23 protein-coding genes are annotated in these 26,068 nt (G+C 71.5%); 9 read left to right on the top strand and 14 right to left on the bottom strand.

Annotation, left to right across the window (positions count from 1 at the left end; genetic code table 11):
- Positions 1–2 precede the first annotated feature (2 nt).
- The 5 genes from dapD to ABD907_RS07525 all read right to left on the bottom strand — a co-directional run bounded on the left by dapD (position 3) and on the right by ABD907_RS07525 (position 4,928).
- On the bottom strand, positions 3–968 hold the full coding sequence (dapD, locus tag ABD907_RS07545; protein WP_345215634.1) for a 2,3,4,5-tetrahydropyridine-2,6-dicarboxylate N-succinyltransferase: 966 nt from the start codon (positions 966–968) through the stop codon (positions 3–5).
- Positions 969–1,024: 56 nt separating this feature from the next.
- Positions 1,025–1,879: an NUDIX domain-containing protein gene (locus tag ABD907_RS07540; protein ID WP_345215633.1), complete on the bottom strand. Its 855-nt coding sequence runs from the start codon at positions 1,877–1,879 to the stop codon at positions 1,025–1,027.
- Between the two features lie 83 nt (positions 1,880–1,962).
- Positions 1,963–2,361: a hypothetical protein gene (locus ABD907_RS07535; RefSeq protein WP_345215632.1), complete on the bottom strand. Its 399-nt coding sequence runs from the start codon at positions 2,359–2,361 to the stop codon at positions 1,963–1,965.
- Between the two features lie 135 nt (positions 2,362–2,496).
- The gene (locus ABD907_RS07530; protein ID WP_345215631.1) at positions 2,497–2,970 is read right to left on the bottom strand and encodes a hypothetical protein; all 474 of its coding nucleotides are present in this window, start codon (positions 2,968–2,970) and stop codon (positions 2,497–2,499) included.
- A 119-nt stretch (positions 2,971–3,089) separates the two neighbouring features.
- A complete protein-coding gene (locus ABD907_RS07525; RefSeq protein ID WP_345215630.1) occupies positions 3,090–4,928 on the bottom strand; it encodes an ATP-binding protein in 1,839 nt (612 codons plus the stop codon).
- Positions 4,929–5,166: 238 nt separating this feature from the next.
- Between ABD907_RS07525 and ABD907_RS07520 the strand changes: the two genes are divergently transcribed.
- The 4 genes from ABD907_RS07520 (at position 5,167) to ABD907_RS07505 (ending at position 11,029) form a co-directional block, all read left to right on the top strand.
- Positions 5,167–6,030, top strand: coding sequence for a uracil-DNA glycosylase (locus ABD907_RS07520; RefSeq protein WP_345215629.1), 864 nt, complete (start codon positions 5,167–5,169; stop codon positions 6,028–6,030).
- A gap of 269 nt (positions 6,031–6,299) precedes the next feature.
- Complete coding sequence (locus ABD907_RS07515) at positions 6,300–8,516, top strand: sigma-70 family RNA polymerase sigma factor (protein WP_345215628.1); 2,217 nt, start codon at positions 6,300–6,302, stop codon at positions 8,514–8,516.
- 220 nt (positions 8,517–8,736) lie between these two features.
- Positions 8,737–9,822, top strand: coding sequence for an Ig-like domain-containing protein (locus tag ABD907_RS07510; protein ID WP_345215627.1), 1,086 nt, complete (start codon positions 8,737–8,739; stop codon positions 9,820–9,822).
- 292 nt (positions 9,823–10,114) lie between these two features.
- Positions 10,115–11,029 (top strand): PIG-L deacetylase family protein, encoded by a 915-nt coding sequence (locus ABD907_RS07505; RefSeq protein ID WP_345215626.1) that lies wholly within the window; start codon positions 10,115–10,117, stop codon positions 11,027–11,029.
- Between the two features lie 103 nt (positions 11,030–11,132).
- On the opposite strand, the gene ABD907_RS07500 is transcribed toward ABD907_RS07505, so the two are convergent.
- Both ABD907_RS07500 and ABD907_RS07495 read right to left on the bottom strand, forming a co-directional pair.
- Entirely contained in the window at positions 11,133–11,792 is a 660-nt protein-coding gene (locus tag ABD907_RS07500; RefSeq protein ID WP_345215625.1) for a Maf family protein, read from the bottom strand.
- Positions 11,789–13,483, bottom strand: coding sequence for a DUF885 domain-containing protein (locus ABD907_RS07495; protein ID WP_345215624.1), 1,695 nt, complete (start codon positions 13,481–13,483; stop codon positions 11,789–11,791). The genes ABD907_RS07500 and ABD907_RS07495 overlap by 4 nt, the downstream gene beginning before the upstream one ends.
- 222 nt (positions 13,484–13,705) lie before the next feature.
- Here ABD907_RS07495 and ABD907_RS07490 point away from each other — a divergent pair, with 222 nt between their 5' ends.
- The gene (locus ABD907_RS07490; protein WP_345215623.1) at positions 13,706–14,053 is read left to right on the top strand and encodes a hypothetical protein; all 348 of its coding nucleotides are present in this window, start codon (positions 13,706–13,708) and stop codon (positions 14,051–14,053) included.
- A gap of 65 nt (positions 14,054–14,118) precedes the next feature.
- Here the strand turns inward: ABD907_RS07490 and ABD907_RS07485 are convergent, their stop codons facing one another.
- The 6 genes from ABD907_RS07485 to ABD907_RS07460 all read right to left on the bottom strand — a co-directional run bounded on the left by ABD907_RS07485 (position 14,119) and on the right by ABD907_RS07460 (position 21,098).
- Positions 14,119–14,958, bottom strand: coding sequence for a carbohydrate ABC transporter permease (locus ABD907_RS07485; protein ID WP_345215622.1), 840 nt, complete (start codon positions 14,956–14,958; stop codon positions 14,119–14,121).
- A gap of 2 nt (positions 14,959–14,960) precedes the next feature.
- The gene (locus ABD907_RS07480) at positions 14,961–15,944 is read right to left on the bottom strand and encodes a carbohydrate ABC transporter permease (protein ID WP_345215621.1); all 984 of its coding nucleotides are present in this window, start codon (positions 15,942–15,944) and stop codon (positions 14,961–14,963) included.
- Positions 15,944–17,383, bottom strand: coding sequence for an ABC transporter substrate-binding protein (locus ABD907_RS07475; RefSeq protein ID WP_345215620.1), 1,440 nt, complete (start codon positions 17,381–17,383; stop codon positions 15,944–15,946). The genes ABD907_RS07480 and ABD907_RS07475 overlap by 1 nt, the downstream gene beginning before the upstream one ends.
- 132 nt (positions 17,384–17,515) lie before the next feature.
- The gene (locus ABD907_RS07470; protein ID WP_345215619.1) at positions 17,516–19,018 is read right to left on the bottom strand and encodes a mannitol dehydrogenase family protein; all 1,503 of its coding nucleotides are present in this window, start codon (positions 19,016–19,018) and stop codon (positions 17,516–17,518) included.
- 86 nt (positions 19,019–19,104) lie between these two features.
- Positions 19,105–19,476 (bottom strand): acyl-CoA carboxylase subunit epsilon, encoded by a 372-nt coding sequence (locus ABD907_RS07465; protein WP_345215618.1) that lies wholly within the window; start codon positions 19,474–19,476, stop codon positions 19,105–19,107.
- Between the two features lie 8 nt (positions 19,477–19,484).
- Positions 19,485–21,098 carry an acyl-CoA carboxylase subunit beta gene (locus tag ABD907_RS07460; protein WP_345215617.1) on the bottom strand — a complete coding sequence of 538 codons (1,614 nt, stop codon included), beginning with the start codon at positions 21,096–21,098 and terminating at the stop codon, positions 19,485–19,487.
- A 253-nt stretch (positions 21,099–21,351) separates the two neighbouring features.
- On the opposite strand from ABD907_RS07460, the gene ABD907_RS07455 reads away from it, so the two are divergent.
- The 4 genes from ABD907_RS07455 to ABD907_RS07440 all read left to right on the top strand — a co-directional run bounded on the left by ABD907_RS07455 (position 21,352) and on the right by ABD907_RS07440 (position 25,512).
- Positions 21,352–22,203, top strand: coding sequence for a biotin--[acetyl-CoA-carboxylase] ligase (locus tag ABD907_RS07455; RefSeq protein WP_345215616.1), 852 nt, complete (start codon positions 21,352–21,354; stop codon positions 22,201–22,203).
- 44 nt (positions 22,204–22,247) lie between these two features.
- Positions 22,248–23,360 carry an adenylate/guanylate cyclase domain-containing protein gene (locus ABD907_RS07450; protein WP_345215615.1) on the top strand — a complete coding sequence of 371 codons (1,113 nt, stop codon included), beginning with the start codon at positions 22,248–22,250 and terminating at the stop codon, positions 23,358–23,360.
- 133 nt (positions 23,361–23,493) lie between these two features.
- Complete coding sequence (locus ABD907_RS07445) at positions 23,494–24,177, top strand: response regulator transcription factor (RefSeq protein WP_345215614.1); 684 nt, start codon at positions 23,494–23,496, stop codon at positions 24,175–24,177.
- 6 nt (positions 24,178–24,183) lie between these two features.
- Complete coding sequence (locus tag ABD907_RS07440; protein ID WP_345215613.1) at positions 24,184–25,512, top strand: sensor histidine kinase; 1,329 nt, start codon at positions 24,184–24,186, stop codon at positions 25,510–25,512.
- On the opposite strand, the gene ABD907_RS07435 is transcribed toward ABD907_RS07440, so the two are convergent.
- Positions 25,481–26,035, bottom strand: coding sequence for a GtrA family protein (locus ABD907_RS07435; RefSeq protein WP_345215612.1), 555 nt, complete (start codon positions 26,033–26,035; stop codon positions 25,481–25,483). The two genes, ABD907_RS07440 and ABD907_RS07435, sit on opposite strands and share 32 nt — an antisense overlap.
- Positions 26,036–26,068 lie beyond the last annotated feature (33 nt).

Genomic DNA, 26,068 nt, shown 5'->3' with positions numbered 1-26,068 from the left:
TTCTAGGCATGCAGCGCGGCGTTGAGCTCCACGCCGGTGCCGCTGCGGGGCAGGGCCTCGACCGCGCCGGAGACGGAGTTGCGTCGGAAGAGCAGGTTGTCGATGCCGGAGAGCTCACGCGCGGCGACCACCCGAGGGCTCTCGAGGCGGCCGCCCTCCGGCCTGATGCCCTCGCCGGTCATGACGGAGACCTTCGTGCCCGCGGTGAGGTAGAGGCCGGCCTCGACCACGCAGTCCGCGCCGAGGGAGATCCCCAGGCCGGCGTTGGCGCCGAGCAGCGAGCGCGGGCCGACCTCGATGCGTGCCTTCCCACCGCCGGAGAGGGTGCCCATGATGGAGGCGCCGCCGCCGATGTCAGCGCCGTCGTGGACGACGACGCCCTGGGAGATCCGGCCCTCGACCATGGAGCGTCCGAGCGTGCCGGCGTTGTAGTTGACGAAGCCCTCGTGCATCACCACCGTGCCCTCCGCGAGGTGGGCGCCGAGGCGGACACGGTCGGCGTCGGCGATCCGCACGCCGGAGGGGACGACGTAGTCGACCATGCGGGGGAACTTGTCGGTCCCGTACACGCTCACGGCGCCGTGGCGCGCGCGCAGCCGTGCCCTGGTGGCCTCGAAACCCTCGACGGCGCACGGCCCGGCGGAGGTCCAGACCACGATGGTCAGCGCCCCGAAGATGCCATCGACGTTGATGCTGTTCGGCGTGACCTGGCGGTGCGAAAGCAGGTGGAGGCGCAGGTAGCCGTCCGCGGCGGAGGCGGGCGGGGCATCGAGGTCGATCTCCGTGGAGACCACCTCGGTGCGGACCTCGCGCGCGGCGTCGGTGTCCTCGAGCCCGACGAGGTCCGCCGGTGCGGCGGCGTTCGGCGGCGCCGTGCCGAGTGCGGGGGAGGGGTACCAGACGTCGAGCGTCTCGCCGGTGGTCGTGACGGTGGCAAGGCCGAAGGCCCAGGCGGTGCGGTCGGTCATGGGTCAACTCTATGTGGCGAGCAGCGCCCGGTGGCGGACGGCTCGGTGGCGGACCGTCAGTGGCGCACGAGGCGCGGTCCGAGGGTCCGTGCACCGAGTGCGCCCACGCGGGCGATCAGGCCCCGGTCCGCCGTCGTCACGGCGACGTCGTTGACCGGGTCCAACACGAGGCGGCGTACCTCGTCGACGATCGCGTCGTCTCCGCTGCGGGCGGCCGCGACGACGTCGACCCCACCGGCGGCGGGCACGCCCCGGGCAGCGCCCTCGGTGACGAGCAGGACCTCCGGGTACCAGCGGTCGCCGGGCAGCTCGACGTCGCTCGCGGGCAGTCCGTCGGTGATCAGCGCGCCCAGGTGGTCGCGCAGCGCCGTCGTCGCGCCGGCCCGGTCCGTCCACCAGCCGTCGGGTCGGGAGCCGACGACGTTCGCGGCGTCGACGACGAGCACCAGCCGGCGCACCATGGCCCGCAAGAGCGGCAGCGACTCGCCGAACGCGGGCAGGAGCTCTCGGCCGTCCAGGCCATCCATCGGCACCCACGACACCTCGAGACTCTCGGGGTCGCTGACGCTGGGCTCCTGGGGACCGACGGACTCGGCGACGACGGTCGTGTAGGACCAGTCGGGGTGTACGAGCGAGCGCTCGGCCCACACGCGCATCCCCGCGGCATCCAGGCCGGCCTCCTCCACGGCCTCGCGCACGGCGCCGTCGCCGGCATCCTCGCCGTCGGTGATCGCGCCGCCCGGCAGGCCCCAGGTGCCGCCGTGGTGCGACCACAGGGCGCGGTGCTGCAGGACGACCTCCACCCCGTCGGCGCCGACGCGCCACAGCATCAGGCCGGCGGCGCCGTTGAGGCCCCAGTGCCGCGAGCCGCAGCCGCACTCGACCCACCCGTCGCCGGGTTGTCGGTGCACGCGCGCATCCGGTGGCGGGCGCTGGCCGGGCGTTCGGCCGTGGTCGGGCTGGGACATCGCCCAAGCGTGGCACAGGCGGTGCCTCAGCTCTCCAGCAGCCTCCGGACGGAGCGCACGGTGAGTGTGCTGTGCACGCTCATCCCCGCCATCAACCCGACACCCATCGAGAGCGTCGCGTGCGGTGAGTCGATCTCGGGCATCAGCACCACGAAGAGCACCACAGCGATCGCGACGAACGCCGCAGCCAGCAGCAACTGCCCCCACGAACGCCTCAGCCGACGGTCCCGCAGGGCGGGCGGGTAGCGGCTGAGCACCCGTGCGAACCAGAGCTCGCCGGCGAACGACAAGGCGGGCAGCAACAGGGTCAACGGCGACAGCTCGGTGAAGGTGCTCCCCGCGCTCCCGGCTCCGACGAGCCACCCCGCTGCAACGAAGATCGGTATGTAGCCCAGCCCCAGGGCCGGAAGCAGCCCGGACGGCACGCGCGCAGACGGCCCGGTCGAATCGGACCGATCATCGACCCATGCGGTCATCGTTCGCCCCCTCGAGCTCGTAACGCGCGACGTCTGACGAGGGTACGTACCGTCACAACAACGGCACTGTGGCGAGAGCGAAGGTCACCTATCGTGCAGGCCGTCTCGGTCGATCTCGGCCCACCGCACGAATCGGCGCACGTTGTCGAGCATGCCGTACGCGAGGGCGGCCGCGCCCACGGCGAGCAGCCCGCCCACGAGCACGAGCCCGCCCGGATGGTCGCGCAGCACAATGATGGGGAAGATGACGAGGAAGTTGCATGCGAGCGAGACCGCACCGGCGCGCCCCGCGGCCGTGAACCGGACCTCCCGCCCGCCGGGACAGCGCTCGAGGACACGGCGCCCCGCCAACCAGCCCGCAGCCGAGACGAGCATGAGGGCGCACGGCACGAACCACTGCGCGAGCGGGATGTCCGTCATCGCGTGACCCGCCGCGCCGGCAGCCACCGACAGGATCACGAGGACGAGCAACGGGACGAGCCGCACGGACATCGCCACCACGAGTGCACGGGGCAGCGCGGCCGGGCGCTTCGGCACGGTGTGCTGGCTGGTCGACATCTCGCCTCCGCGATGGGTACCTCGCACGCTATCGCCGAGGACGGCGCGCGTCGCGCACGGCGGACGGCGGCCGTGCCCAAGGCGGGCGCGAAGACTATCGTCCCCCGGCCGATTCGTTCTCAGGCGTCGACCGGCTCGATCTGGCAGATGACCGCACCGGTCGCGACATTCTGCCCGACCGCGGCGCTGATGCCCTGCACCCGGCCACCCCGGTGCGCGAGCAGCGGCTGCTCCATCTTCATCGCTTCCAGGACGACGACGAGGTCGCCCGGCTCGACGAGGTCGCCCTCCCCGACGGCGACCTTGACGATGGTGCCCTGCATCGGGGAGGAGAGCGCCGCGCCGTTGCTGCCGGCCGCCGCGGCCGACCGACCCGCGGATCTACGGACCGGGCGGCGCATGCCGCCCCGCAGGCCCCCGCTGATGCCCAGCCCGGCCGGGAGGACCACCTCGAGCCGCTTGCCGCCGACCTCGACGACGACCCGCTCGGTGGCCTCGGACTCGCCCGCGGGCTCCGGGGAGGGGGCACCGGCCTCCGGGGGCCGGGTGGTCGGCAGCGCCCGCAGCCGCTCGGCGTAGTCCGACTCGATCCAGGTGGTGTGGACCCGGAAGGAGGCTGCGCCGTCGGGCGCCGCGAAGTCGGGCTCGGCAAGCACCGAGGCGTGGAAGGGCAGTACGGTCGGCAGCCCGACCACCTCGGTCTCCTTGAGCGCGCGGCGGGCGCGCTCGACGGCCTGGGCGCGAGTGGCGCCGGTGACGATGATCTTGGCGAGCATCGAGTCGAACGCCCCGGAGATCACGTCGCCGGCGACGACGCCGGAGTCGACGCGGACACCGGGTCCGGACGGCCAGATCAGCGACGTGATGGTGCCGGGCGCCGGCATGAATCCCGAGGCCGGGTCCTCCCCGTTGATCCGCAGCTCGATGGCGTGCCCGCGCGTCGGCACCTCGTCGTAGCCGAGGTCCTCCCCGACGGCGAGGCGCAGCTGCTCGCGCACCAGGTCGACGCCGGTGATCTCCTCGGTGACCGGGTGCTCGACCTGGAGCCGGGTGTTGACCTCGAGGAACGACAGCGTGCCGTCGGCGCCGACGAGGAACTCGCACGTCCCGGCACCGACGTACCCGGCGGCCCGCAGGATCGCCTGGGAGGACGCGACGAGCTCCGCCTCCTGCTCGGGGGTGAGGAACGGCGCGGGCGCCTCCTCGACGAGCTTCTGATGGCGGCGCTGCAGCGAGCAGTCCCGGGTGGACAGGACCACGACGTTGCCAGCGGCGTCCGCCAGGCACTGGGTCTCGACGTGCCGGGGTCGGTCGAGGAAGCGTTCGACGAAGCACTCGCCGCGCCCGAAGGCGGCGGTGGCTTCCCGGACGGCGGAGTCGAAGAGCTCCGGCACCTCCTCGCGGGTGCGGGCGACCTTCAGGCCCCGCCCGCCGCCGCCGAACGCGGCCTTGATGGCGACCGGCAGGCCGTGGGTGTCGGCGAACGCCAGGACGGCGTCGGCGTCGCTGACCGGGTCCGGAGTGCCGGGCACCAGCGGCGCGCCGACCTGTTGTGCGATCTGCCGTGCGGTGACCTTGTCGCCGAGAGCGTCGATGGCCGCGGCCGGGGGACCGACCCACACCAGGCCGGCGTCGACGACGGCGCGGGCGAAGTCGGCGTTCTCGGAGAGGAACCCGTAGCCGGGGTGAACGGCGTCCGCGCCGGAGCGGCGGGCGACGTCCAGGATCTTCGCGCCGTCCAGGTACGTCTCGACCGCCCGCATGCCCCCGAGGGCGTAGGCCTCGTCGCAGAGCTTGACGTGCAGGCTGTCACGGTCGGGATCGGCGTAGACGCCGACGGTCGCGATGCCCTCGTCCGCGCACGCGCGGGCCACGCGGACCGCGATCTCACCACGGTTCGCGATCAGCACCTTCCGGAGCCGGTGCGAGGTGCCCGGCGGGGCGGAGGTGCTGGGCATGGGGAAGCTCCCGGAGGTCGGTCGGCGCGGTGGTGACCGACCGAGACTATCCGCGTGACGGCCCGAGATCACAGCCCGACGGCGCCGTGCTCGCAAGTCTGTTCCACCTGCCAACGAGACCGAACCGCTCTTGTGGGATAACCACAACCGAAGGGCACGTTCTGCTGGTTACGTAGCCGTAGGTTGTAGCAGTGGCACAAATCACGTGCCCGCCCGGCCCGTCGTGGAAGATGGAGGGATGATCGAGCCGACGGCGACCGTCGCCCTGCCGCATCCCGTCACCCGGGAGTCCTTCGTCTCGCCCGTGCCGCCGGGCACCGGGTGGCCCGGCGACCCGGCCGATGCCGAGACCCCGGTCGCGACCGACGCGGGGGAGGTCGCCACGCTCGCCGCCGGCGCCCGAGACGTGACCGAGGTGGACGCGCGGGTCTCCGTCTGCAGGGCATGCCCACGGCTGGTCGAGTGGCGGGAGTCGGTCGCGGTCTCGGGTCGCCGCGCGAGCTTCGCCGACCAGCCGTACTGGGGGCGTCCTGGTCCCGGGTTCGGAGACCCGCGGGCGCGGCTCCTCGTCGTCGGGCTGGCGCCGGCCGCGAACGGCACGAACCGGACCGGGCGCATGTTCACGGGGGACCGCAGCGGAGACTGGATCTACGCCGCCCTGCACCGAGCGGGCTACGCCAACCAGGCGACCTCCGTCGCCGCCGGTGACGGCCTGGAGCTGACGGGCGCGCGGATCGTGGCGGCCGTGCGGTGCGCGCCGCCCCGCAACAAGCCGACGCCGCAGGAGCGCGCCACGTGCGGGCAGTGGCTCGACAGAGACCTCGAGCTGGTGACGCCGCACCTGCGCTCGATCCTGGCGCTCGGCGCGATCGGCTGGGACGCGGCTCTCGCCGCTGCGCGCCGCCAGGGCTGGAAGGTTCCGCGGCCCAAGCCGCGGTTCGGGCACGGCGCCGAGGTCGTGCTCCCGACGCCGGAGGGACGGCGGATACGCCTGCTCGGCAGCTACCACGTGAGCCAGCAGAACACCTTCACCGGCCGGCTCACCGAGGACATGCTCGACGCCGTCCTCGAACGCGCGAAGGAAGTCACCGGGAACGGCTGAGCGCGAGAACGCCGGCTCCGCCGCGGCGACCATGCCCAACTGCTGTCCGAGCGCTGCGCTGTTCAGAGTCGCCGCCCAAACCAGCTTGGATTTCAGGCCTCCTGGATTAACGTATATAGCGTACGCGGGGGTCCATATTTGTGCTCTGTGTCACACCGGCGTCATCGCGAGCCTCGTTCTGCGTGATGACGAACGAGAGGTGTGTCCAGATGAAGGCATCGGGTCGCACCGTGACGGTTGCTGAGGAACACGATGGGAGGCGGTGTCGGATGACTGCTGCACTAGATTCAGCGTCCGACGACGTCCTGGTACGGATGGTCCGCGACGGTGATGCGCAGGCCTTCTCGTTGCTGTATCAGCGCCACTATGACGACGCCATGAGGGTCGCGCGCCGGTTCGCGAGCGCGCACGAGGCGCAGGACGCCGTGCAGGAGGCGTTCCTGCGCGTGCTGCGTGCCATCCAAGGTGGCGGCGGGCCGGCCGACGGCTTCGCCGGGTACCTCGTGCGCACGGTTCGGAACCTGTTGACCGACAAGTCCCGCCGCACCCAGGAACTTCCTGTCGAGGATCTCGAGAAGGCCGCTCACGCGGTGCCCGCAGTACCGGACGGGGTCGACGCGCTCATCGACCGTGATCTGCTGACGTCTGCCTTCACCACCTTGCCCGAGCAGTGGCAAGAGGTGTTGTGGCTGACGGTCGTCGAGGGCCGGACGCCGTCATCGCTCGCGAGTCACTACCGGCAGACTCCGGGTGCGGTCGCCCAGCTGTCTCGTCGCGCCCGTGACGGTTTGAAGTCCGCCTGGTTGCAGGCGCACGTGGGTGAGGTCGAGGCGAAGTGCCGGCCGATCACCCTCATGCTGGCCGATTACGAGCGTGAACGCCTGGGCGCCGGCCGGACGGCGCGGGTCGAGGCCCACTTGACGGAGTGCGAGAGCTGCACCGAGGCCCTGGCCGAGCTGCGTCAGGTTTCGACGCGCATGCGGGGCCTGCTGCTCCCCGTGGTGCTCGCCAACCCCGTGCTCCTCGCGCGTTTGGATGCGGTGTCCTTCGAGGTCGGTGCAGCGGGCGGTGCTTCGGTCACCGGCGATCTCGATGCCGGGTCGGGCGACGCCGGGTCGGGAGACACGGGTGGTACGGGCGCAGCACGCGCGGTGACGGGCGGTGCGTCGGCGGTCGGCGCTGCCGTGGCCGTCGGCGCAGGCAGCGCGTTCGCAGCGCGAGCGGATGTCGCAGCGCCCGAACGTGCTGGGGGAGTCGCGGAGCCGCAGTCGGCTCTCGGGCCCGGAACGGGAGCCGGTGCGGGCTTCGCGGCCGCGGGCGGTGCCGGGACTGCGGCCGGAGCGGTGGGCGCGGGCGCGAGCTCGTCGCTCCTGCAGGTGTTGCGGGCGGCAGGCCCTTGGGGCGCTCGCGCCTGGCTGACGATGGCCACTGCGGTGCTGGTCGTTGCTCTGGTTGCCGCCCTTGCGAACTCTGTGCGATCGCAGACAGACCCTCCGCCGGCTGGGGCTCCCGGTCCGGAGGTCCAGACGTCGACCGAGCCCGGGGCAGACGTGGACGGGAGCGAGGACCCCAAGGACGACACGGACGAGCACGACCACGGCGTCACAGAGGTGGAGTCCGTCGAAACTTCCGGCCCGACGGCGGAGATCGAGTCCGTTGACGTCTCGCGACCAACGTCGGAGCCGCCGGAGCAACCACGGCCTTCGACCACTCTGCCACCTGCGCCGAAGCCGTCGACCGAGCCACCGCCCGAGCGGGAGCCGTCGACCGAACCGGAGCCGGTTCCGGAACCCGAGCCGGAACCCGAGCCCGAGCCGGAACCCGAGCCCGAACCGGAACCCGAACCGGAGCCCGAACCCGAACCCGAACCGTTGCCGAGCGCCCCGGTGATCGCCGAAGCATCGCCAGCTCCTGGCGACGTCCAGCTCCCGGTCACCCTGCGCGGTGAGAGCGCCGAACCAGGTGCCGTGGTACGGGTGCTCGACCAGGCCGGGACAGAGGTTGCCACAACGACGGCGGACGGGAACGGGAGGTGGGTCGCAACGCCTCCGCCCAGTGCGCTGGACCTCAAGACGTCGTACGCCGTCGTACAGGTCGTCGACGGCGCGGTGTCGCCGGCCAGCGCGCTCGTCGGGCCGTACACCTTCACCGCCCCCGTGATCGACGAACCTCATAACGGCACGACGCCGCCGGTTTGCGAGTACGTCGACGCCGATGGCGTCCTGCAACGCACCATCGAGTTCGTCTTCACTGCTCAGCCCGGCAGCGAGATCGAGCTCGACATCGACGGCACCCGGACGCACTACTTCGGCCCCGTCACGTCCACGACCACTTTCGAGGAGCTGGTCGGCCAGATGGAGCCCGGGCCGCACTACATCACGATGCGCTATGTCGACCGGCAAGCGGGGACGTACGGCGCCTCACGCACCGTCAACTTCACGACCGAACCGGCCGATCCAGACGCGGACTTCTGTCCTGTGATGTAGGTCACATCTGGTACCGCGTCATTCTTTCGGGTGCGGGACGTGTTGAGGGTCAGAGCGCAATGGCCGAAGAACCGGCCAGGGCGCCGAGCCGGATCCCTCCCCGTCTCGAAAGGACGACCGAGCTATGTCTAAAGTACGGGCCCTCCCCGTGCGTCTCACGGCACTCTTGGCGATCGCGCTACTGGGCGCGTGCGCCGCATCCGAGAGTTCTCCCGATGCCGTGGAGACTGCGGCAGAGCGCGACGTCACGACGGACGAGACCTCGTCCACCGTGTCTCTCCAAGGCACCGTGGACGGGGCCGTCCGCTCCGTCACCGTCACCGACGCCGCCCTCAGCCTCTGGAGCAAGTTCCCGGTGGAGATCGCGTGGTCCGTCGACCAGGCGGCACCCGGTGACACCGTCACCGTCCGGCTACCTCCCGAGGTCCGGCCGCTCACGGACGGGTTCGATCTGCGGACCGACGACGACGAGCTCGTCGCGACCGCCGACGTTGCCGACCAGACGCTCAGCTTCACGTACACCGACTACGTCGCGACGCACCGCGACCTGACCGGCACCGCGACGATCCCGCTGCGGTTCGACGCCACAGAGGTGTCGGCGGACACCGACCTCGACCTCGTCTTCCGCTCGGGCGACGCAGCGTTCACTGTGCCGGTCACCGTGCTCCCCGAGCAGCGTGACCCTGGCACGGCGCGGTTCTACGGCTACTGGACGGACGCTGTCCACGAAGATCGCGTCGAGCCCGACGGCGCGCTGCAGTGGCGCGTCGTCACCCCGGTCGGCCCGGCCGCGGACGCGGTCGTGCACGGCACCGCTGCGGGCGGGCACGCCGTCGACTGCGACAGCTTCCAGGTCCGCCGACTCACCGAGTTCGCTGCCAACGGTGACGTCACCGAGGCCCACATGGCCCCCGCGGACGCCCTCGAAGTGCGGAGCTGCGATGCCGCCGGCTTCACGGTGGCACTGGGCAGTGTCGCGCCGGGCGACGCCACGATGGTGCTATACACCTCGACCGTCACGGACGCGGGCGTTGCGGGCTATGACAGCCGAGCGAGGCTGTTGATCGACGGTGAGTCCGCCGACCTCGACAGCCAGGTCGGACGCTCACTCAGTGGCGGTAGCGGACAAGGCACCAGCGTCACCACCGTCACCACCGTCGGGACGACAGGCTCCGCCGTGTCGGGGGAGACCCAGGCGTCCGAGCAACGCCTCACGGCGCAGACGGCCGCGCTGTGGATCGGCGCTGTGGCAGTGGCGGTCGTCGCGGCGGCCCTCCTGAGCTGGGCCAGACGCAGAAACAGCTGAACCCCCCAAGCTGGGTCAGGCGGAAAGAGTCCTGACCCCGGGCGGTGCACACGGATCCCCCCCGTTCCGTGTGCGCCGCACCCCCAAGCTGGGTCAGGCGGAAAGAGTCCTGACCCCGGGCGGTGCACACGGATCCCCCCGTTCCGTGTGCGCCGCACCCCCCAAGCTGGGTCAGGCGGAAAGAGTCCTGACCCGGGGCGGCGCACACGGTCCTCCCCCGTTCCGTGTGCGCCGCACCCTCCCCCGTGGGCGCCACCGTGACCGGCGCGCCCGGAACCATCGAGAGAAGACCATGACATCGCTGCCGCACGCCCTCATGCTTGCGTTGTTCCTCCCCGCACTTTACGCCGTTCTCGCCCGTGGCGACTGGTTCGCCCGCCACGTGCGGCACGCGACGGCGGTCCGCTTGTCTACGATCGCGGCCGCCGCCGTGCTCGTGCCCGCCAACGTCTATGCCATGTCGTTGGCAGTGGGTTCCACGGTCGCGTTCGGAGTGGCTTCCACCTCGCTCACCGCGCTGATCGCTCTCGTCGGTGCCGTGGCGCTCCTGCGGATCACCGACGCCAAGGCGGCACACCCGCGCCGTGTCCTGGCGATCGGAGCCCATCCGGACGACTTGGAGCTGGCCTGCGGCGGGACGCTGGCCAAGCTTGTCGACAACGGTCACGAGGTCCACGCCATGGTGATGAGTCGCGGCAACATCGGCGGCGACCAGCTGGAGCGGATGAGCGAGGCTCGTCGGGCCGCGAGCTTCATCGGCGCGACCAGCGTCACCGTGCACGACTTTCCCGACACCGCCCTGCAAGAGGCGAGCCAGGGGATGGTGGCTGCGATGGAGATCGCCATCTCCCGGGTCGAGCCCGACATCATCCTGACGCACTCCGCCCACGACCAGCACCAGGACCACGCGGCGGTGCACACGGCGGCTCTCCGGGCGGCGCGGCAGCACTCGAGCATCCTGTGCTTCGAGTCCCCGTCGGTCACCCGTGAGTTCAACCCGAGCGTCTTCGTCGACATTGCCGACCACATCGGCATCAAGGTCGAGGCCGTGAAGCTGCACCGCGACCAGACCGGCAAGGGAAAGGCGTACATGAGTCCGCAGCGACTTCGGGGCCTCGCCACCTTTCGTGGGGCGCAGGCGAAGCGCCAGTTCGCGGAAGGGTACGAGGCGGTGCGCCTGCTCGGCTCCGCCGTCGGCGACATGTGAACCGACCGTCACGCAGGACGGCGCCTGACCCGGGCGGAGGCACGGCTCGCTGATCGCGTCAGCGGATCGAGTGCCTCCGTCCGGAGCCGTGCTCGGGCGGAACTCAGCCGGAGCCCGCGCTCCACAGCTCCGGAACGGTTGTGCCGAGCTCGCCCAGCAGGTCTCGCAGCAGCGGCAGGCTCAGCCCGACGACGCCGTGGTGGTCGCCCTCCAGCCTGGTGACGAAAGGACCGCCGAGCCCGTCGATGGTGAACGCGCCGGCCACCCGCAACGGTTCCCCGGTCGCAACGTACGCCGCGATCTCGGTGTCGCTCAGGTCCGCGAAGTGCACTGTCGTGGACGACGTACCGCCAACGGACTCGCCGTCGCGCCGGACCAGCCAGTGGCCGCTGTGCAGCACACCGGACCGGCCACGCATCGCGCGCCAGCGGGAGACCGCCTCGTCGGCGTCGGCCGGCTTGCCGACGACGGTCGGCCCGTCCGGCCCGGTCAGCTCGAGCATGGAGTCACAGCCGAGCACGAGGTCCGCGTCCCCGGCGGCGGGCGCCTCGGCGCGCACGTCCTCCGCCTTGGCGCGGGCCAGGAGCAGCACCTGCTCGGCAGCCGGGACAGCGCCCCGGCCGGTAGCCGCTGCCTCCGCAGCGGCGGTGGCGAGCAGCGCAGGCTCGTCCACGCCGGAGACGGCCACGGCCGGGTCGATACCGGCGGCACGCAGGGTGGCCAGACGCGCCGGCGAGGCGGAGGCGAGAAGCAGGCGCGTCACGTCAGGGTCCGGCGCAGGACGTCCAGGCCGACCGACCCGACGTCGAGCGCCCGCCGGTGGAAAGCCTTGAGGTCGAAGGCCTCCCCCCGGGCCTCGGCCGCCACGCGGGCGTCGTCGCGGATCTCCTCCCAGAGCCGCTGGCCGATCTTGTAGCTGGGAGCCTGCCCCGGCCAGCCGAGGTAGCGGTCGAGCTCGAAGGCAAGGAACCCTTCTGCCATGTTCGCGTTGGCCTTGAGGAACGGCCACGCCTTGCTCGCGTCCCACGTGCCGCCGCCCCACCGCTCGGGCGCCGGCTTGCCCAGGTGCACCCCGATGTCCAGGACCACCCTCGCCGCTCGCAGCCGCTGGCCGTCCAGCATGCCCATCCGGTCGCCCGGGTCGTCGAGGAACCCGAGGTCGGCCATCAGTCGTTCCGCGTACAGCGCCCAGCCCTCGCCGTGCCCGCTGATCCAGGACGCCATCCGGCGCCACAGGTTGAGCAGCTCGGACCGGTACACCGTCTGGCCCACCTGCAGGTGATGGCCGGGCACGCCCTCGTGGTACACGGTCGTCTTCTCGCGCCAGGTGGCGAACTCGGTGACGCCCTCGGGCACCGACCACCACATGCGCCCCGGCCGGGAGAAGTCTGCGCTCGGGCCGGTGTAGTAGATGCCGCCGGTGTGCGTCGGGGCGATGAGGCACTCCAGGCGGCGGACGGGTTCCGGGACGTCGAACTGGGCGTCGGTGAGCGCCGCGACGGCCTCGTCGGCGGTGGCCTGCATCCAGTCGCGCAGGGCGGCGGTACCCTTGAGCTTCCGGGCCGGGTCGCGGTCCAGCCGCTCCATCGCCTCGGTGATGTCGGTGCCGGGCCCGTAGAGGGCGTCGGCGACCTCCTGCTGCTCGGCGACGATGCGGTCCAGCTCGGTGAGGCCCCACTCGTACGTCTCGTCGAGGTCGACCTCCGCGCCCAGGAAGTACCTCGACCACAGGGCGTACCGGTCGCGGCCGGCCGCGTCCTCGTCCGGTGCGTCGGGCGCGAGCTCGTCGACGAGGACGCGGGCGAGCTCGGCGTAGGCCTGGCGGGCGTCGGCGGCACCGCGGGCGAGGTCCGCGGCGAGCACGGTGGGCACCTGCTCGCCGTCGGGTCGGGCCCCGGCGACGAAGGAGGTGAAGAAGGAGGCGTCGACGTCGGCGAGCTCCTGCGCCTCCCGCATGCACGCGCGGATCTGGCGGATCGGCGCCACCTTGCCGTCGCGCCGCGCGGAGCGCAGCGACTCGGTGTAGCCCTCCAGCGCGCCCGGCACGGCGCGCAGGCGGTCGGCGATCGTCTGCCAGTCCTCGACGCTCGCGGTCGGCATGAGGTCGAAGATCTCGCGGACCGACTGGACGGGGGATGCGATGACGTTGAGGTCACGCTCGAGCTCGCCGGCGTCGGCGAGCTCGACCATCAGGCCGAGGCGCTCACGCATCGCCGCGTGGGTGACCCGGTCGACGTCGTCGACCGGCTCGAGCGAGGCGAGCTCGGCGAGCGTCGCGCGGTGCAGCATCGTCCGCTCGGCGATGCCCTCCGGGGACAGGTCCGGCATCTCGTGATCGTGCCCGGGCAGACCGAGCTCGGTCGCCGTCATGGGATCGAGAGCGGCCAGCCGGTGTACGTAGGCGTCCGCGACGGCGTCGGTCGGGGTGGTGGCGCGCGGCGAGGAATCGGTCACACTCCGAGCGTATCGCTGGTGATCTGCTCGTCGAGCCCGACGAACTGGTCGTTGCCACCACCAGTTCGTCGGGCTCACCACGCGGGCTCACCACGGTCGGGCGGCGCCGCTCTCCATGGGCCCCGGTCATGGTCGCCGAGTCGCGCTGAACGCACCGCCGAGTGGCAGTCGAGCGGAAGCGGGGCGAGACTGGCAGAGGCTCAGACACCGAGGGAGATGCCGATGAACACGAGCGACAGCCCGATCAGCGACGTCCGCGAGGACATGAACGTTCTCGACTCCGCCGGCGAGGAGGTCGGCACGATTGCCGAGGTCCAGATGTCCGACCCCGACGCCGTGACGCCCGCCGGGCAGGGCCAGAACGAGAGCCTGGTCGGCAGGATCGCGGACGCGCTCCGGCCGAGCGGCCTGCCGGACCAGGCGCAGGAGAACCTGGCGCGGAAGGGCTACGTCCGGATCGACGCGAAGGGGCCCTTCGCCGGCAGCCGCTACGCCGCCGCGGACGAGATTGCGTCCGTCAAGGAGCAGACCGTGGCCCTCACCATTCCCGAGGAGAAGCTGCTCCGGTAACGGCGCCCCCAGGAGCCACGAGCCGGCCGGCCCGGGCTGCACCTACTTGCCCCCCGGGGCTGCGTCTACTTGATGGCGCCCATGGACAGGCCGCGGACCAGCTGCTTCTGAGCGATCCAGCCGGCGAGGATCACCGGCAGCGAGGCCAGCAGTGCCGCCGCGCACAACCGTGCCAGGAACAGGCCCTCGCTGGTCATCGTGGAGACGATGAAGATGGGCACGGTGGCCGCCTGGGACGCCGTGAGGTTGAGGGCGAAGAAGAACTCGTTCCACGCGAAGATCACGCAGATCAGCGCCGTCGCGGCGATCCCGGGCGCCACCATCGGCAGGAGCACCGATCGCAGCGTCCGCATGAGGCCGGCGCCGTCCACGGACGCGGCCTCGAGCACCTCGCCGGGGATCTCCTGGAAGAACGACCGCATCATCCACACGGCGATCGGCAGGTTCATCGCCGTGTACAGCACGACGAGCGTCCAGATGTTGTCGAGGACCCGCAGCTGCCCGGCGATGACGTAGATCGGGACGATGACCGCGACGACCGGCAGCATCTTCGTGGAGATGAAGAAGAACAGGACGTCGTTGACCCGCTTCACCGGCTGGATCGAGAGCGCGTACGCGGCCGGGACGCCCAGGATCAGCACCAGCACCGTCGACACGCCCGTGGCGATCGCGGAGTTGCCCACGTAGATGGCCGAACCGGCGTCGAGGACCGCGCGGAACTGGTCGAGCGTAGGAGTGAAGAAGAAGGTCGGCGGGCTCGAGGCGGCCTCGTTCTCCCGCTTGAACGCCGTCATCGCCATCCAGAGCACCGGGAAGAAGAATCCCAGCGCGAAGAGCCACGTCACGGCCGTCAGCCCGACCGAGATGCCGCGGCGACGCGGACCGGTGTACGTCGTTGCGGACATGCTCACTCCTTGACGTCGAAGCTGCGGAAGATCAGGCGCAGCGCCAGCATCGCGACGATGATGGTCGCGATCACGACGACGACGCCCATCGCCGCGGCCTGACCGATGTCGAAGCCGAGGAAGGCGCGCTGGTAGATGTAGAAGGGCAGGTTGGCGCTCTCCGTGCCCGGGCCCCCTGCGGTCATGATGTAGATGTGGTCGAAGGTGTTGACCACGTAGATGATCCCCAGCAGCACGCCCAGCTCGATGTAGCGCCGCAGCTGGGGGAGCGTGATCGAGGCGAAGGTCCGCCACCAGCCGGCACCGTCCATTGCGGCCGCCTCGAGGACGTCACGCGGCTGGGCCTGCAGCCCGGCGAGGACCAGCAGCATCATGAACGGTGTCCACTGCCAGACCAGCGCCATGAGGATGGAGATCACGGGATAGGCGGACGTCCAGTCGATCGACTGGAGCCCGAAGACCTCGAGCAGCCAGTTGAGGAGGCCGTAGGTCGGGTTGAGGATCGCCACCGACCACAGCACCGCGTTGGCGACCGGCATGAGCAGGAACGGGGTGATGAGCATCGTGCGGGCCACGCTCCGGCCGGGGAACGGCCGGTCGAGCAGGATCGCGAGGACGATGCCCAGGACCATGGCCACCAGGACGCAGCCGAGGGTGATGATCACCGAGTTGGCCGCAGCCTGCCGGAAGGTGGCGTCCTGCGCGATCCGCACGTAGTTCTCGAACCCCACGAACAGGTCGGAGTCCGGTCGCAGCAGGTTGCGCGAGCGCAGCGAGTACCAGATCGTCACCAGGAACGGCACCTGGGTCACGACGATGGTGAAGATCAGGGCGGGCAGCAGCGGGGCCCGGCGGCGCCAGCCCTCCGCGCGCGCCGTCCGGGCCCGCTCCTCGGAGGTGGGGCTCCGCCCTGCGCCCGCAGGTCGGCGATCGTCCGTGCGGCCGTTGCGCCGATCGGCAGGACCATCCGTCGTCACTGCGGTCATCACGATCCTCCTGTCTCGGCCCGGTACGTCTCGGCGACCGTCTCCGCGTACAGCTGGGACTGCGCCAGCGCATCGTCGAGGCTGCGCTGGTCGGCGATGGCGGCGGACATCTGCTGGCCGACCCGCGTGCCGAGGTCCTGGAACTCGGGGATGCCGACGAACTGGATCCCCGGATAGGGGACCGGTTGCGTCATCGTGTTCTCCTGCGTCGCCTCCTCCATGGCCTGCAGCGTCTCGTCGGCGTAGGCGGAGGAGACCTCGGCGTACTCGGGGATCTCGTAGGTCGACAGCCGGCTGCCGGGCGGCACCCGTTCCCAGCCGAGCTCCTCGCCGACGAGTCGCATGTAGTCGGGATGCGTCATCCAGGACACGAACTCCCAGGCGGCGTCCTTGTGCTGCGAGGTCGTCGGGATCGCCAGCGACCAGCTGTACAGCCACCCCGCCGCCTCGGTCTCGGCGACGGGTGCCGGCGCGTAGCCGACGTCGCCGGCGACCGTCGAGGCGTTCGGGTCCTCGACCGAGGAGACCATCGAGGTGGCGTCGTACCACATGGCAGCCTGGCCCTGGGAGAACCGGGTGAGGCAGTCGCCGAAGCCGGACGTGGCGGCTCCCGGCTCGCCGTACCGCTGGACGGTGTCGATGTACATCTCGACGGCCTCGCGGACCTCGGGGGAGTCGAGCGTGGCGTTCCAGTCCATGTCGAACCAGCGCCCGCCGAAGGTGTTGATCACCGTCGACATCGGGGCCATGTTCTCGCCCCAGCCGGCCAGGCCGCGCAGGCAGATGCCGGAGAAGTCGTCGGCGGGGTCGTGCAGCTCGGCGGCGAGCTCGCGCACCTGCTCCCAGGTGGGGCGCTCGGGCATCTCCAGCCCTTCCTCGGCGAACACGTCCTCGCGGTAGGCCAGGAACGAGGACTCGCCGTAGAAGGGCACCGAGTACAGTTCGCCCTCGTAGGACAGCGCCTCGCGCACGCTGGGGACGAAGTCGTCCGGCGCGTAGCCCTCGGTGGAGTCGGCGTACGGCTGCAGGTTCTCGATCCAACCGTTCTCCGCCCACATCTGGGTCTCGTAGTTGGAGATCATGACGACGTCGAACTCGCCGCCGCCGGTGGCGACCGAGGCGGTGATCTTCGCCCGCGCCTCGTTCTCCGGGAGGGAGACGAACTGGACGTCGATGCCCGGGTGGTCCTCGCGGAAGTGCTCCTCCAGCGAGATCGCGTCCTGCATCTGAGGGTTCGAGACGATCGCGACGACGATCTGCTCCCCGTCGCCGCCACCGGCGATGGCGCCGGCGCCGGCGCAACCGGCCAGCGCGGTGGCGCCCGCCGCCGCGAGCCCGACGGCGGCGCGGACGCTTCTCTTCGTCGAGCTCTCCCCGGACGCTCGTCGGGGTGGCGGGCCGCCTGGTTCGTGCCGCCGTCGGCCGGGTACTGCGGGCATGCGGACCCCTCTCGGGAAGGCTGCCCAGACACCGTCCGGTGCAGCCGCCGTTCGCGACGCTGCCCGGCAGGAGGAATGCCGGTCCGCGGAGAGTAGCGCTGCCCGCGGATTCCGGCAAGGATGCCGCTCCTGTCAGGAGCGGCCGCCGTCGACGTCGACGAGCGCGTCCACGGTGGCGTGCGCCCCGGCGGTGTGCAGCGCGTCCAGCGCCGCTCGGTAGACGTCGGTGAAGGCGCGCTCGTCCACGAGGTCGCCGAAGACCTCCCGGTCGCGCAGAAAGGCGAGCGGGTCCTCACCCTGACGCAGCGCGGCCGCGTGCAGGCGCTCGGCGAGCCGGTCGACGATCTCGATGGGCTCGCCCTGCTCGTCCACGCCCTCGTCGTAGCGCGCCCAGCCGGCCACCACCGTGGCGGAGCGGGCGATCTCCCCGCCGTGTGCGAGGTTGTGCCGCACGACCGGGAGCAGCCACTTGGGGATCCGGTCGGAGGACTCGGCGCACAGGCGGGCGAGGGTGTCGCGCACGTGCGGGTTCGAGAAGCGCTCGATGAGCGTGCGCTTGTAGTCGGCGAGATCGATGCCGGGGACCGGAGCCAGCGTGGGCGTGGCCTCGCGGTCCATGTAGTCGAGGAGGAAGCGGGCGAAGACCTCGTCCTGCGCGACCTCGTGTGCGTACCGGTAGCCGCTCAGGCGGCCGAGGTAGCACAGCGCCTGGTGGCTGGCGTTGAGCAGCCGCAGCTTCATGAGCTCGTACGGCTCGACGTCCTCGACCATCTGGACGCCGACGTCCTCGTACGGGGGCCGGCCGGCGGCGAAGCGGTCCTCCAGGACCCACTGCGTGAACGGCTCGGCGACGACGGGCCAGGCGTCGTCGATGCCGAACCTCTCGGCGACCATGTTGCGGTCCTCGTCGCTGGTCACCGGCGTGATGCGGTCGACCATGCAGTTCGGGAACGGGACGTTCTCCTCGACCCAGGTCGCGAGCTCCGGATCCTTGAGCCGCGCGAACGCCGTGAACACCTGCCGGGCGACGTCGCCGTTGCCCTGGATGTTGTCGCAGCTCATGACGGTCACCGGGCCGACGCCACGGTCGCGCCGGCGCCGCAACGCCTCGGTCACGAGCCCGAAGGTCGTCGTCGGGACCGCTCCCTCGGCGAGATCGGCGACGACGGCCGGAGACTCGGCGTCGAACTCGCCCGTGACGTGGTGGATGTTGTACCCGCCCTCGGTCACCGTGAGCGAGACGATCCGCACCTCGGGGGAGGCCATCTTCTCGATCACGGCCTCGGGCTCGTCGGGGGCGAGCAGGTACTCGGCGATCGAGCCGATGACGCGCGGCTCGAGGGTGCCGTCGGGGTGCTTGAGGACCAGCGTGTACAGGCCGTCCTGGGCGTGGAGCGCGTCGCGCATCCGCGCGTCGGCCGGCAGGATCCCGACGCCGCAGATCGCCCAGTCCAGCGCCGCGCCCTCGTTCATCAGCCGGTCGAGGTACATCGCCTGGTGCGCGCGGTGGAAGCCACCGACGCCGAGGTGCACGATGCCGGTCTTCAGCTTCGTCCGGTCGTATCCGGGCACGGCGACGGCATGCTCGCCCGTGCCGCCGAGAGCGCCGACGGTCTCGTCGTTGAGAGTGGTCATAGCGTCGTCCTGTCCGTGCGGATGCGTGACGACCAGGACGGTATCAGCGCCGGATCGCCCGCTGCGGAGCGCTCGGGGGCCCGCGGTCAGGGGTGGAGCGACCAGCGCCAGGAGCCCGCGCCAGGCGTGGCGGGCTGTCCCAGCCGGCGGCGGTGGTCGGTCCACCGGCTGCGTATCCCCGGTGCGTCGTCGTCCGGGACACCGCCCAGCTCGTCGCTGCGGCCGCGGGCCGCGACGATGCCGGCGACCAGGGCCGCGAGCTCGATCTCGTCCGGCCGGCCGTGGACGACCCGGACCGCGGGCGAGGTCGTCGGCGCCGCTGCGCCGTCGTCGCGCTGCGGCAGCCCGTCGAGCGCGGCGGCGACGGCGTCGTCGCCGCCACCGCCGGACCACTCGGCCGGCGAGGCGGCCGACGGGTGGTTGTCGAGGTCCCGGTCGAGCTCGGTCACAGTGCGCACACCCACCCTCACAGCGGGATGTTCCCGTGCTTCTTGGCGGGCAGGGAGGCGCGCTTGTTCCGCAGGGCACGCAGGGCCTTGACGATCTGGACCCGGGTGTCGGACGGGGCGATGACGCCGTCGACGTAGCCGCGCTCGGCGGCGTCCCACGGGTTGACGAGTGCTTCCTCGTACTCGTCCACGAGCCGGGCGCGCTCCGCCTCGACGTCCCCGCCCTCGTCGGCGACCTTGCGCAACGCCGAGCGCTGCAGGATGTTCACCGCACCCGAGGAGCCCATGACGGCGATCTGCGCGGTCGGCCAGGCGAGGTTGACGTCCGCGCCGAGCTGCTTGGAACCCATCACGATGTACGCGCCGCCGTAGGCCTTGCGGGTGATGACCGTGACGAGCGGGACGGTGGCCTCCGCGTAGGCGAAGATCAGCTTGGCGCCGCGGCGGATGATGCCGTTCCACTCCTGGTCGGTGCCGGGCAGGAACCCGGGGACGTCCACGAACGTCAGGACGGGCACGTTGAACGCGTCGCAGGTGCGCACGAACCGGGCCGCCTTCTCCGAGGCGCCGATGTCCAGCGTGCCGGCCATCTGCAGCGGCTGGTTCGCGATGATGCCCACCGGGCGGCCCTCGACATGAGCGAAGGCCGTGATGATGTTCGCTGCGTAGCCGGGCTGGACCTCGAGGATCTCGCCGTCGTCGACGACGTGCTCGACGACGGTGCGCATGTCGTAGGGCTGGTTGTCCGAGTCGGGCACGAGGGCGTCGAGCTCCTGGTCGGCGGCCGTGACCTCGAGCGGCACGTCGTGCGGCCAGGTCGGCGGGTCCGAGAGGTTGTTCGACGGCAGGTAGGACAGCAGGGCGCGCACGTAGTCGATGGCGTCGTCCTCGTCGGCCGCCTGGTAGTGGGCGACGCCGGAGCGCTGGTTGTGCGTCGCGGCTCCGCCCAGCTCCTCCAGGCCGACGTCCTCCCCGGTGACCGACTTGATGACGTCCGGGCCGGTGATGAACATGTTCGACGTGCCCTCGGCCATGACGATGAAGTCCGTCAGGGCGGGGGAGTAGACCGCGCCGCCGGCGCTCGGGCCGAGGATCAGCGAGACCTGCGGGATCACTCCGGAGGCCGCGACGTTGCGGCGGAAGATCTCCGCGAACTGCGTCAGCGCGGCCACGCCCTCCTGGATGCGTGCCCCGCCGCCGTCGGAGATGCCGATGAGCGGTGCCCCGATGCGCAGGGCGAGGTCCATCACCTTGGTGATCTTGCGTCCGTGCGTCTCGCCGAGGGAGCCGCCGAAGACAGTGAAGTCCTGGGAGTAGACGCACACCTGGCGGCCGTCGACGGTGCCGTGCCCGGTGACGACGCCGTCGCCCGGTATCCGCTTCTTCTCGAGCCCGAAGTTCGTCGAGTGGTGCGTGGCGAAGGCGTCCAGCTCGGTGAACGATCCCGGGTCGAGCAGGGCCTCGATGCGCTCGCGGGCGGTCATCTTGCCGCGCTTGTGCTGCTTCTCCTTGGCCGCCTCCGCCGGTTCGGTGATGCCGCGCTCGACGCGGTCACCGAGGTCGGCGAGCTTGGCGGCGGTGGTCGACGTCGGGGCCGCGGTGGTCGATGCGGCGGGGATGGGGTCTGTCACGAAGGTCAGCGTAGTTGTCGTAACCCCACCGTTTCGCTGCAGGAGCCGGTGTGTTCTCGGGGCTGGTGTTGTGAGCGTTCCACAAACACCGGCTCGTTCCCGTCGCCGGCGGGCGCTGTCACGCGAAACCACCTCGTCGCCGATTCGTCATCGGCGTGCCGATTGGTCATGTCTTGACGTCGAGGGGTGACAAGTCGGTACGTCAGTGACGACTCGCCGGGATGGGTGGGTGGGGCCGTGGTTGGGTGGGCCCGTGGACACACCGTTCTCCCGTGTGGTGCGCGTGGACCGCGCCGGCTCGACCAACGCCGACCTGCGCGCCGCCGCGCTCGCGGACCCGGCAGCCTGGCCGCACGGCTCCGTCCTCGTCGCCGACCACCAGGACGCCGGACGCGGACGTTCCGGCCGCAGCTGGGTCACCCCGCCCGGAACCGCCCTGACGGCGTCGGTGCTGGTGCGTTCCCGCGTGCGCGCCCAGCAGCTCGGCTGGCTGCCGCTGCTGACCGGGCTCGCCGTGCAGCGAGGCTGTGCGGGCCTGCTCCCCGGCGTCGCGCCCGTGAGCGTCCGGCTCAAGTGGCCCAACGACGTCCTCGCCGTCGGCGCCGGCGAGACCGACGTCGACGGCTGGGGGCGTGACCGCAAGCTCGCCGGGATCCTCGTCGAGGCCCTCCCGCCGCGCCCGGGCCGCGACACCGGCGAGACCACCGGCGCTACCCACACCGCCGACGCCGTCTCGGCCGTCGTCGGTATCGGCGTCAACGTCGCGCAGGAGCCGGCCGACCTGCCGGTGCCCTGGGCGACGTCGCTGCGTGCCCTGGGCTGCGATGCCGGGCCCGCGCAGGTGCTGTCCGCCGTCGGGGGGGAGCTGTTCCCGCTGCTCGAACGGTGGGAGGCGGCGGACGGGGACGCCGACGCGTCCGAGCTGCGCGGCGACGTCTCCGCCGCCTGCGTCACCCTCGGCGCCGAGGTGCGCACCGAGCTCCCGGCCGGTCCCGGACCGGCCGGACGCGCGATCGGGCTGGACGCCGACGGTCGACTCCTGGTCGAGCAGGAGGACGAGGTGGCCGCCGTCGCCGCGGGCGACGTGCTCCGCGTGCGCCGGTGAACCCATCCTGCTCGGTCGGCACGGGGGCGGTTAGGCTCGATTCCGTGAGCGAGACCCCGAGGCCGCATGTGTGGAGCGGCGACGTGGCCGCCCGCGCGCACGCCGACGACCGCAGTGTCGACGACATCGGCGAGACGTCCGGGGAGGCCGAGGACGCCTCGTCCGTCCGCGACTCCGTCGAGCAGCTGCTCGGCGGATCCCGCCGCTACACGATCGTCGAGCTGGCGGACAAGGCCGGTGTGAGCGTCGACTTCGCCCGCACCTTCTGGAAGGCGATGGGATTTCCCAACGTCAAGGACGATGCCCGCATCTTCGGCGACATCGACGTCAATGCGCTGCGCGTCATGGGGTCGCTCATCGACGACGGCCGCATCGACACCACGACGGCCATCTCGTTGCTCCGGGCCCAGTCGCACACCACCGACCGGCTGGTGCTGTGGCAGACGGAGGCGCTGGTCGACGGCATCGCCCGCAAGCTCGACCTCGACGACGTCTCCGCCCGGCTGGTCGCGCTCGACCGGCTGCCCGAGATCGTCGACGTGCTGCAGTCGCAGCTGACCTACTCCTGGCGCCGTCAGCTGGGGGCGCTGATGGTCCGCACGGAGGCGGAGGTCACGGACAGCGGGCGCCCGGAGCTCGACCCGTTGCACATGCCGCTCGCCCGCGCCGTCGGGTTCGTCGACATGGTGGCCTACACGCGCCGTTCGACCGAGCTCGGTTCCCAGGCGCTCGCCGATCTCGTGCAGACCTTCGAGTACGCCTCGCGTGACGTCATCACGACCCACGGCGCCCGCGTCGTGAAGACGATCGGTGACGCGATCCTGTTCGTCGCCGACGACCTGGACACGGCGGCGCAGGTGGCCAGCGAGCTCCTCAAGGCTCTGCAGGCGAAGGAGAACATGCTGCCGGTACGTGCCTCGGTGGTGTGGGGCGGGGTGCTCTCGCGCCACGGCGACGTCTTCGGACCGACCGTGAACCTGGCCTCCCGCCTGGTCGACGTCGCACCCGCCGGGTCGATCCTCATGGACCAGGCGTCCGCTCAGGTGCTCGCCCGGACGCCGGCCGCGGGCAAGTACACGATGGTGCCGCGAGAGGTGGCCGAGCTGCACGGCCTGGGCCAGGTGTCGCCGATCGAGCTGCGGCGCCTGCCTGCCTGATCGTCGGGCTGATCGCCCGACTGCCGACTCCGGCCCGGCGAGTGCCGGGCGAGCCACCGGGGGCCCGCGGTGCAGGTGTCGGGGCGTTAGGCGTGTTTGACCTGCTCTTGAGATTCTGGCCTAGACTCACCGCGTGACCAACGTGCTGCTCGTCGAGGACGATCCCGCCATCGCCGAACCGCTGGCTCGCGCCCTGGGGCGGGAAGGTTACGAGGTCCGCGCGCACGGCACCGGGCAGGGTGCCGTCGACGATCTCGGCAACGGCGTCGACCTTGTCGTGCTCGACCTGGGGCTGCCCGACATGGACGGCCTGGACGTCGCCCGGCACATCCGCAGCCAGGGCCTGACGGTGCCCATCCTGGTGCTCACCGCACGTGCGGACGAGGTCGATCTCGTCGTCGGGCTGGATGCCGGCGCCGACGACTACGTGACCAAGCCCTTCCGGCTGGCCGAGCTGCTCGCCCGCGTGCGCGCGCTCCTGCGCCGCGCCGGCGGGGACGTCACCGAGGAGGACGAGCTGACCGCCAAGGACGTGCGGGTCGACGTCGCCGCGCACCGCGCGTTCCGCGGGAACCGGGAGATGCACCTGACGGCCAAGGAGTTCGACCTGCTGCGGGTGCTCGTGCGCGACGGCGGGTCCGTCGTCAGCCGCGAGACCCTCATGCGCGAGGTCTGGGGCACCGACCCGACCGGTTCGACCAAGACGCTCGACATGCACGTGTCGTGGCTGCGCCGCAAGCTCGGCGACGACGCCAACGACCCGAAGTACATCACCACCGTGCGCGGGATGGGTTTCCGCTTCGAGACCGCGGGGTAGGTAGCCGTGCGCCGCCGCGCCGTCCAGATGATCGTCGTGGCCGTCACCGTGGCCGTTCTCATCCTCGGTGTCCCGACGGCGATCTTCGGCGGCATCTTCGTCTGGGAGGCCGAGCGCGACACCCTCGACCTGCGCGCCTCCTCGCTCGGCCGGTCCGTCGAGCGGCGCATCAACAACGGCGAGCAGCTCGACGACACGATGCTCGAGCCATGGGTCGGTGGCGACAGCCAGCACGCCGCCTCGATCCTCGTACGTGGCCCCGGCGGGGAGGAGTTCCGTGCCGGGCCCGAGATCGAGGGACGGGTGATCCGATCACAGCAGAGCACGCCGTCGGGCGCGGCCATCCGCATGTACATCGCCGCCTCCGACGTGCAGTGGCAGGTCGCTCGGGTGGTGGCGCTCATCGCGCTGGGGGCGGCGGCGGCCCTCGTGGTGGGGGTGGTCGTGGCCCGCCGGCAGGCACGCAACCTGTCCGCGCCGCTGATCTATCTGGCCGCGTCCGCCGAGCAGCTGGGCTCGGGACAGGTGCGGCCCCGCATGAAGCCCTCCGGCATCGAGGAGATCGACCTGGTCGCCGCCGAGCTCGTGCGCACCGCGGACCGGATGGCGGGCCGGCTGGCCGCCGAGCGGCAGTTCGCCGCCGACGCCTCCCACCAGCTGCGCACCCCGTTGACCGCCCTGTCGATGCGGCTGGAGGAGATCCTCGTGCTGGCCGACAACGACGAGGTGCGGGAGGAGGCGCGAGTCTCGCTCGAACAGCTGGAGCGGCTCACCGGGGTCGTGGAGGACCTGCTCAAGTCCTCGCGCTCGTCCTCCGGAGGGACCACCGAGGCCGTGCACCTCGACGAGGTGTTCGCCCAGCAGGAGGAAGAGTGGGCGGGAGCGTTCACGCGGGCCGGTCGCAGGCTCGTGCTCGACGACGCCGCGGGCGTCTCCGTCCTGGCCACCCCCGGCTCGCTGGCGCAGGTGCTCGCGACGCTGATCGAGAACTCCCTCAAGTACGGCGCCGGGACGACGACGGTGCGCACCCGCGCCTCCGGCAAGGGCAAGAACACGGGCGTGTTCATCGACGTCAGCGACGAGGGGGAGGGCGTCAGCGACGAGACCGCCCCCGACATCTTCACCAAGCACATCTCCGGCGGGGTGGGCACCGGCCTCGGTCTCGCCCTCGCCAAGGATCTCGTCACGGCCGACGGCGGCCGCCTCGAGCTCAGCCAGCGTCGCCCGCCGATCTTCACGGTCTTCCTCAACGCCCTGCCCGCCAGCCTCGACCCGGACGTCGTGCTGCCGCAGGGCGGGCTGGTCACCGTCGGTCGGCGTCGCCGCCGCCGGTGAAGACGAGGTACCGGTAGCAGACGTACCGGAACGCGGTGCCGAGTACGAGGCCGACGCCGTTGGCGGCGATGTTGTCGGCCAAGGGCGAGGTGAGCCCGAGCACGTAGTGGCTCACGGCCAGGCAGCCGACGGCGATCGCCATGCCGCCGAGGTTCACGCCGACGAACAGGGCCAGCTCCCGCCGTCGTTCCCGACGCCTCGTGCGGGCGAACGTCCAGCGCCGGTTGCCGAGCCAGGCGACCAGCACCGACACGGACACCGAGAGGACCTTGGCGACCAGCGGCCACTCGCCCAGCAGCTCGCCGGGCCCGAAGCGCACGAGATTGAACAGGCCGACGTCGACCACGAACGCCATCCCGCCCACCGTGCAGAAGCGCGCCACCTCGTGCAGCCACGCCCCGACGCTCTGCCCGTGCAGCAGGCGCCGCAGGAGGGGCTGCTGCACGAACGGCCGGCCGGCCGGCTCGGTCGCGGAGGCTTCTGCGGGCACCGCTGGCACGGTGTCCGTTCTGGACGTGGTCACCGTGCCAGCGTAACGAAACGCTAGGCTCGGCCC

The organism is Georgenia halophila (assembly GCF_039541595.1).
Note: the sequence above shows the minus strand (reverse complement) of the source record. Positions and strands in the feature narration are given on the sequence as shown.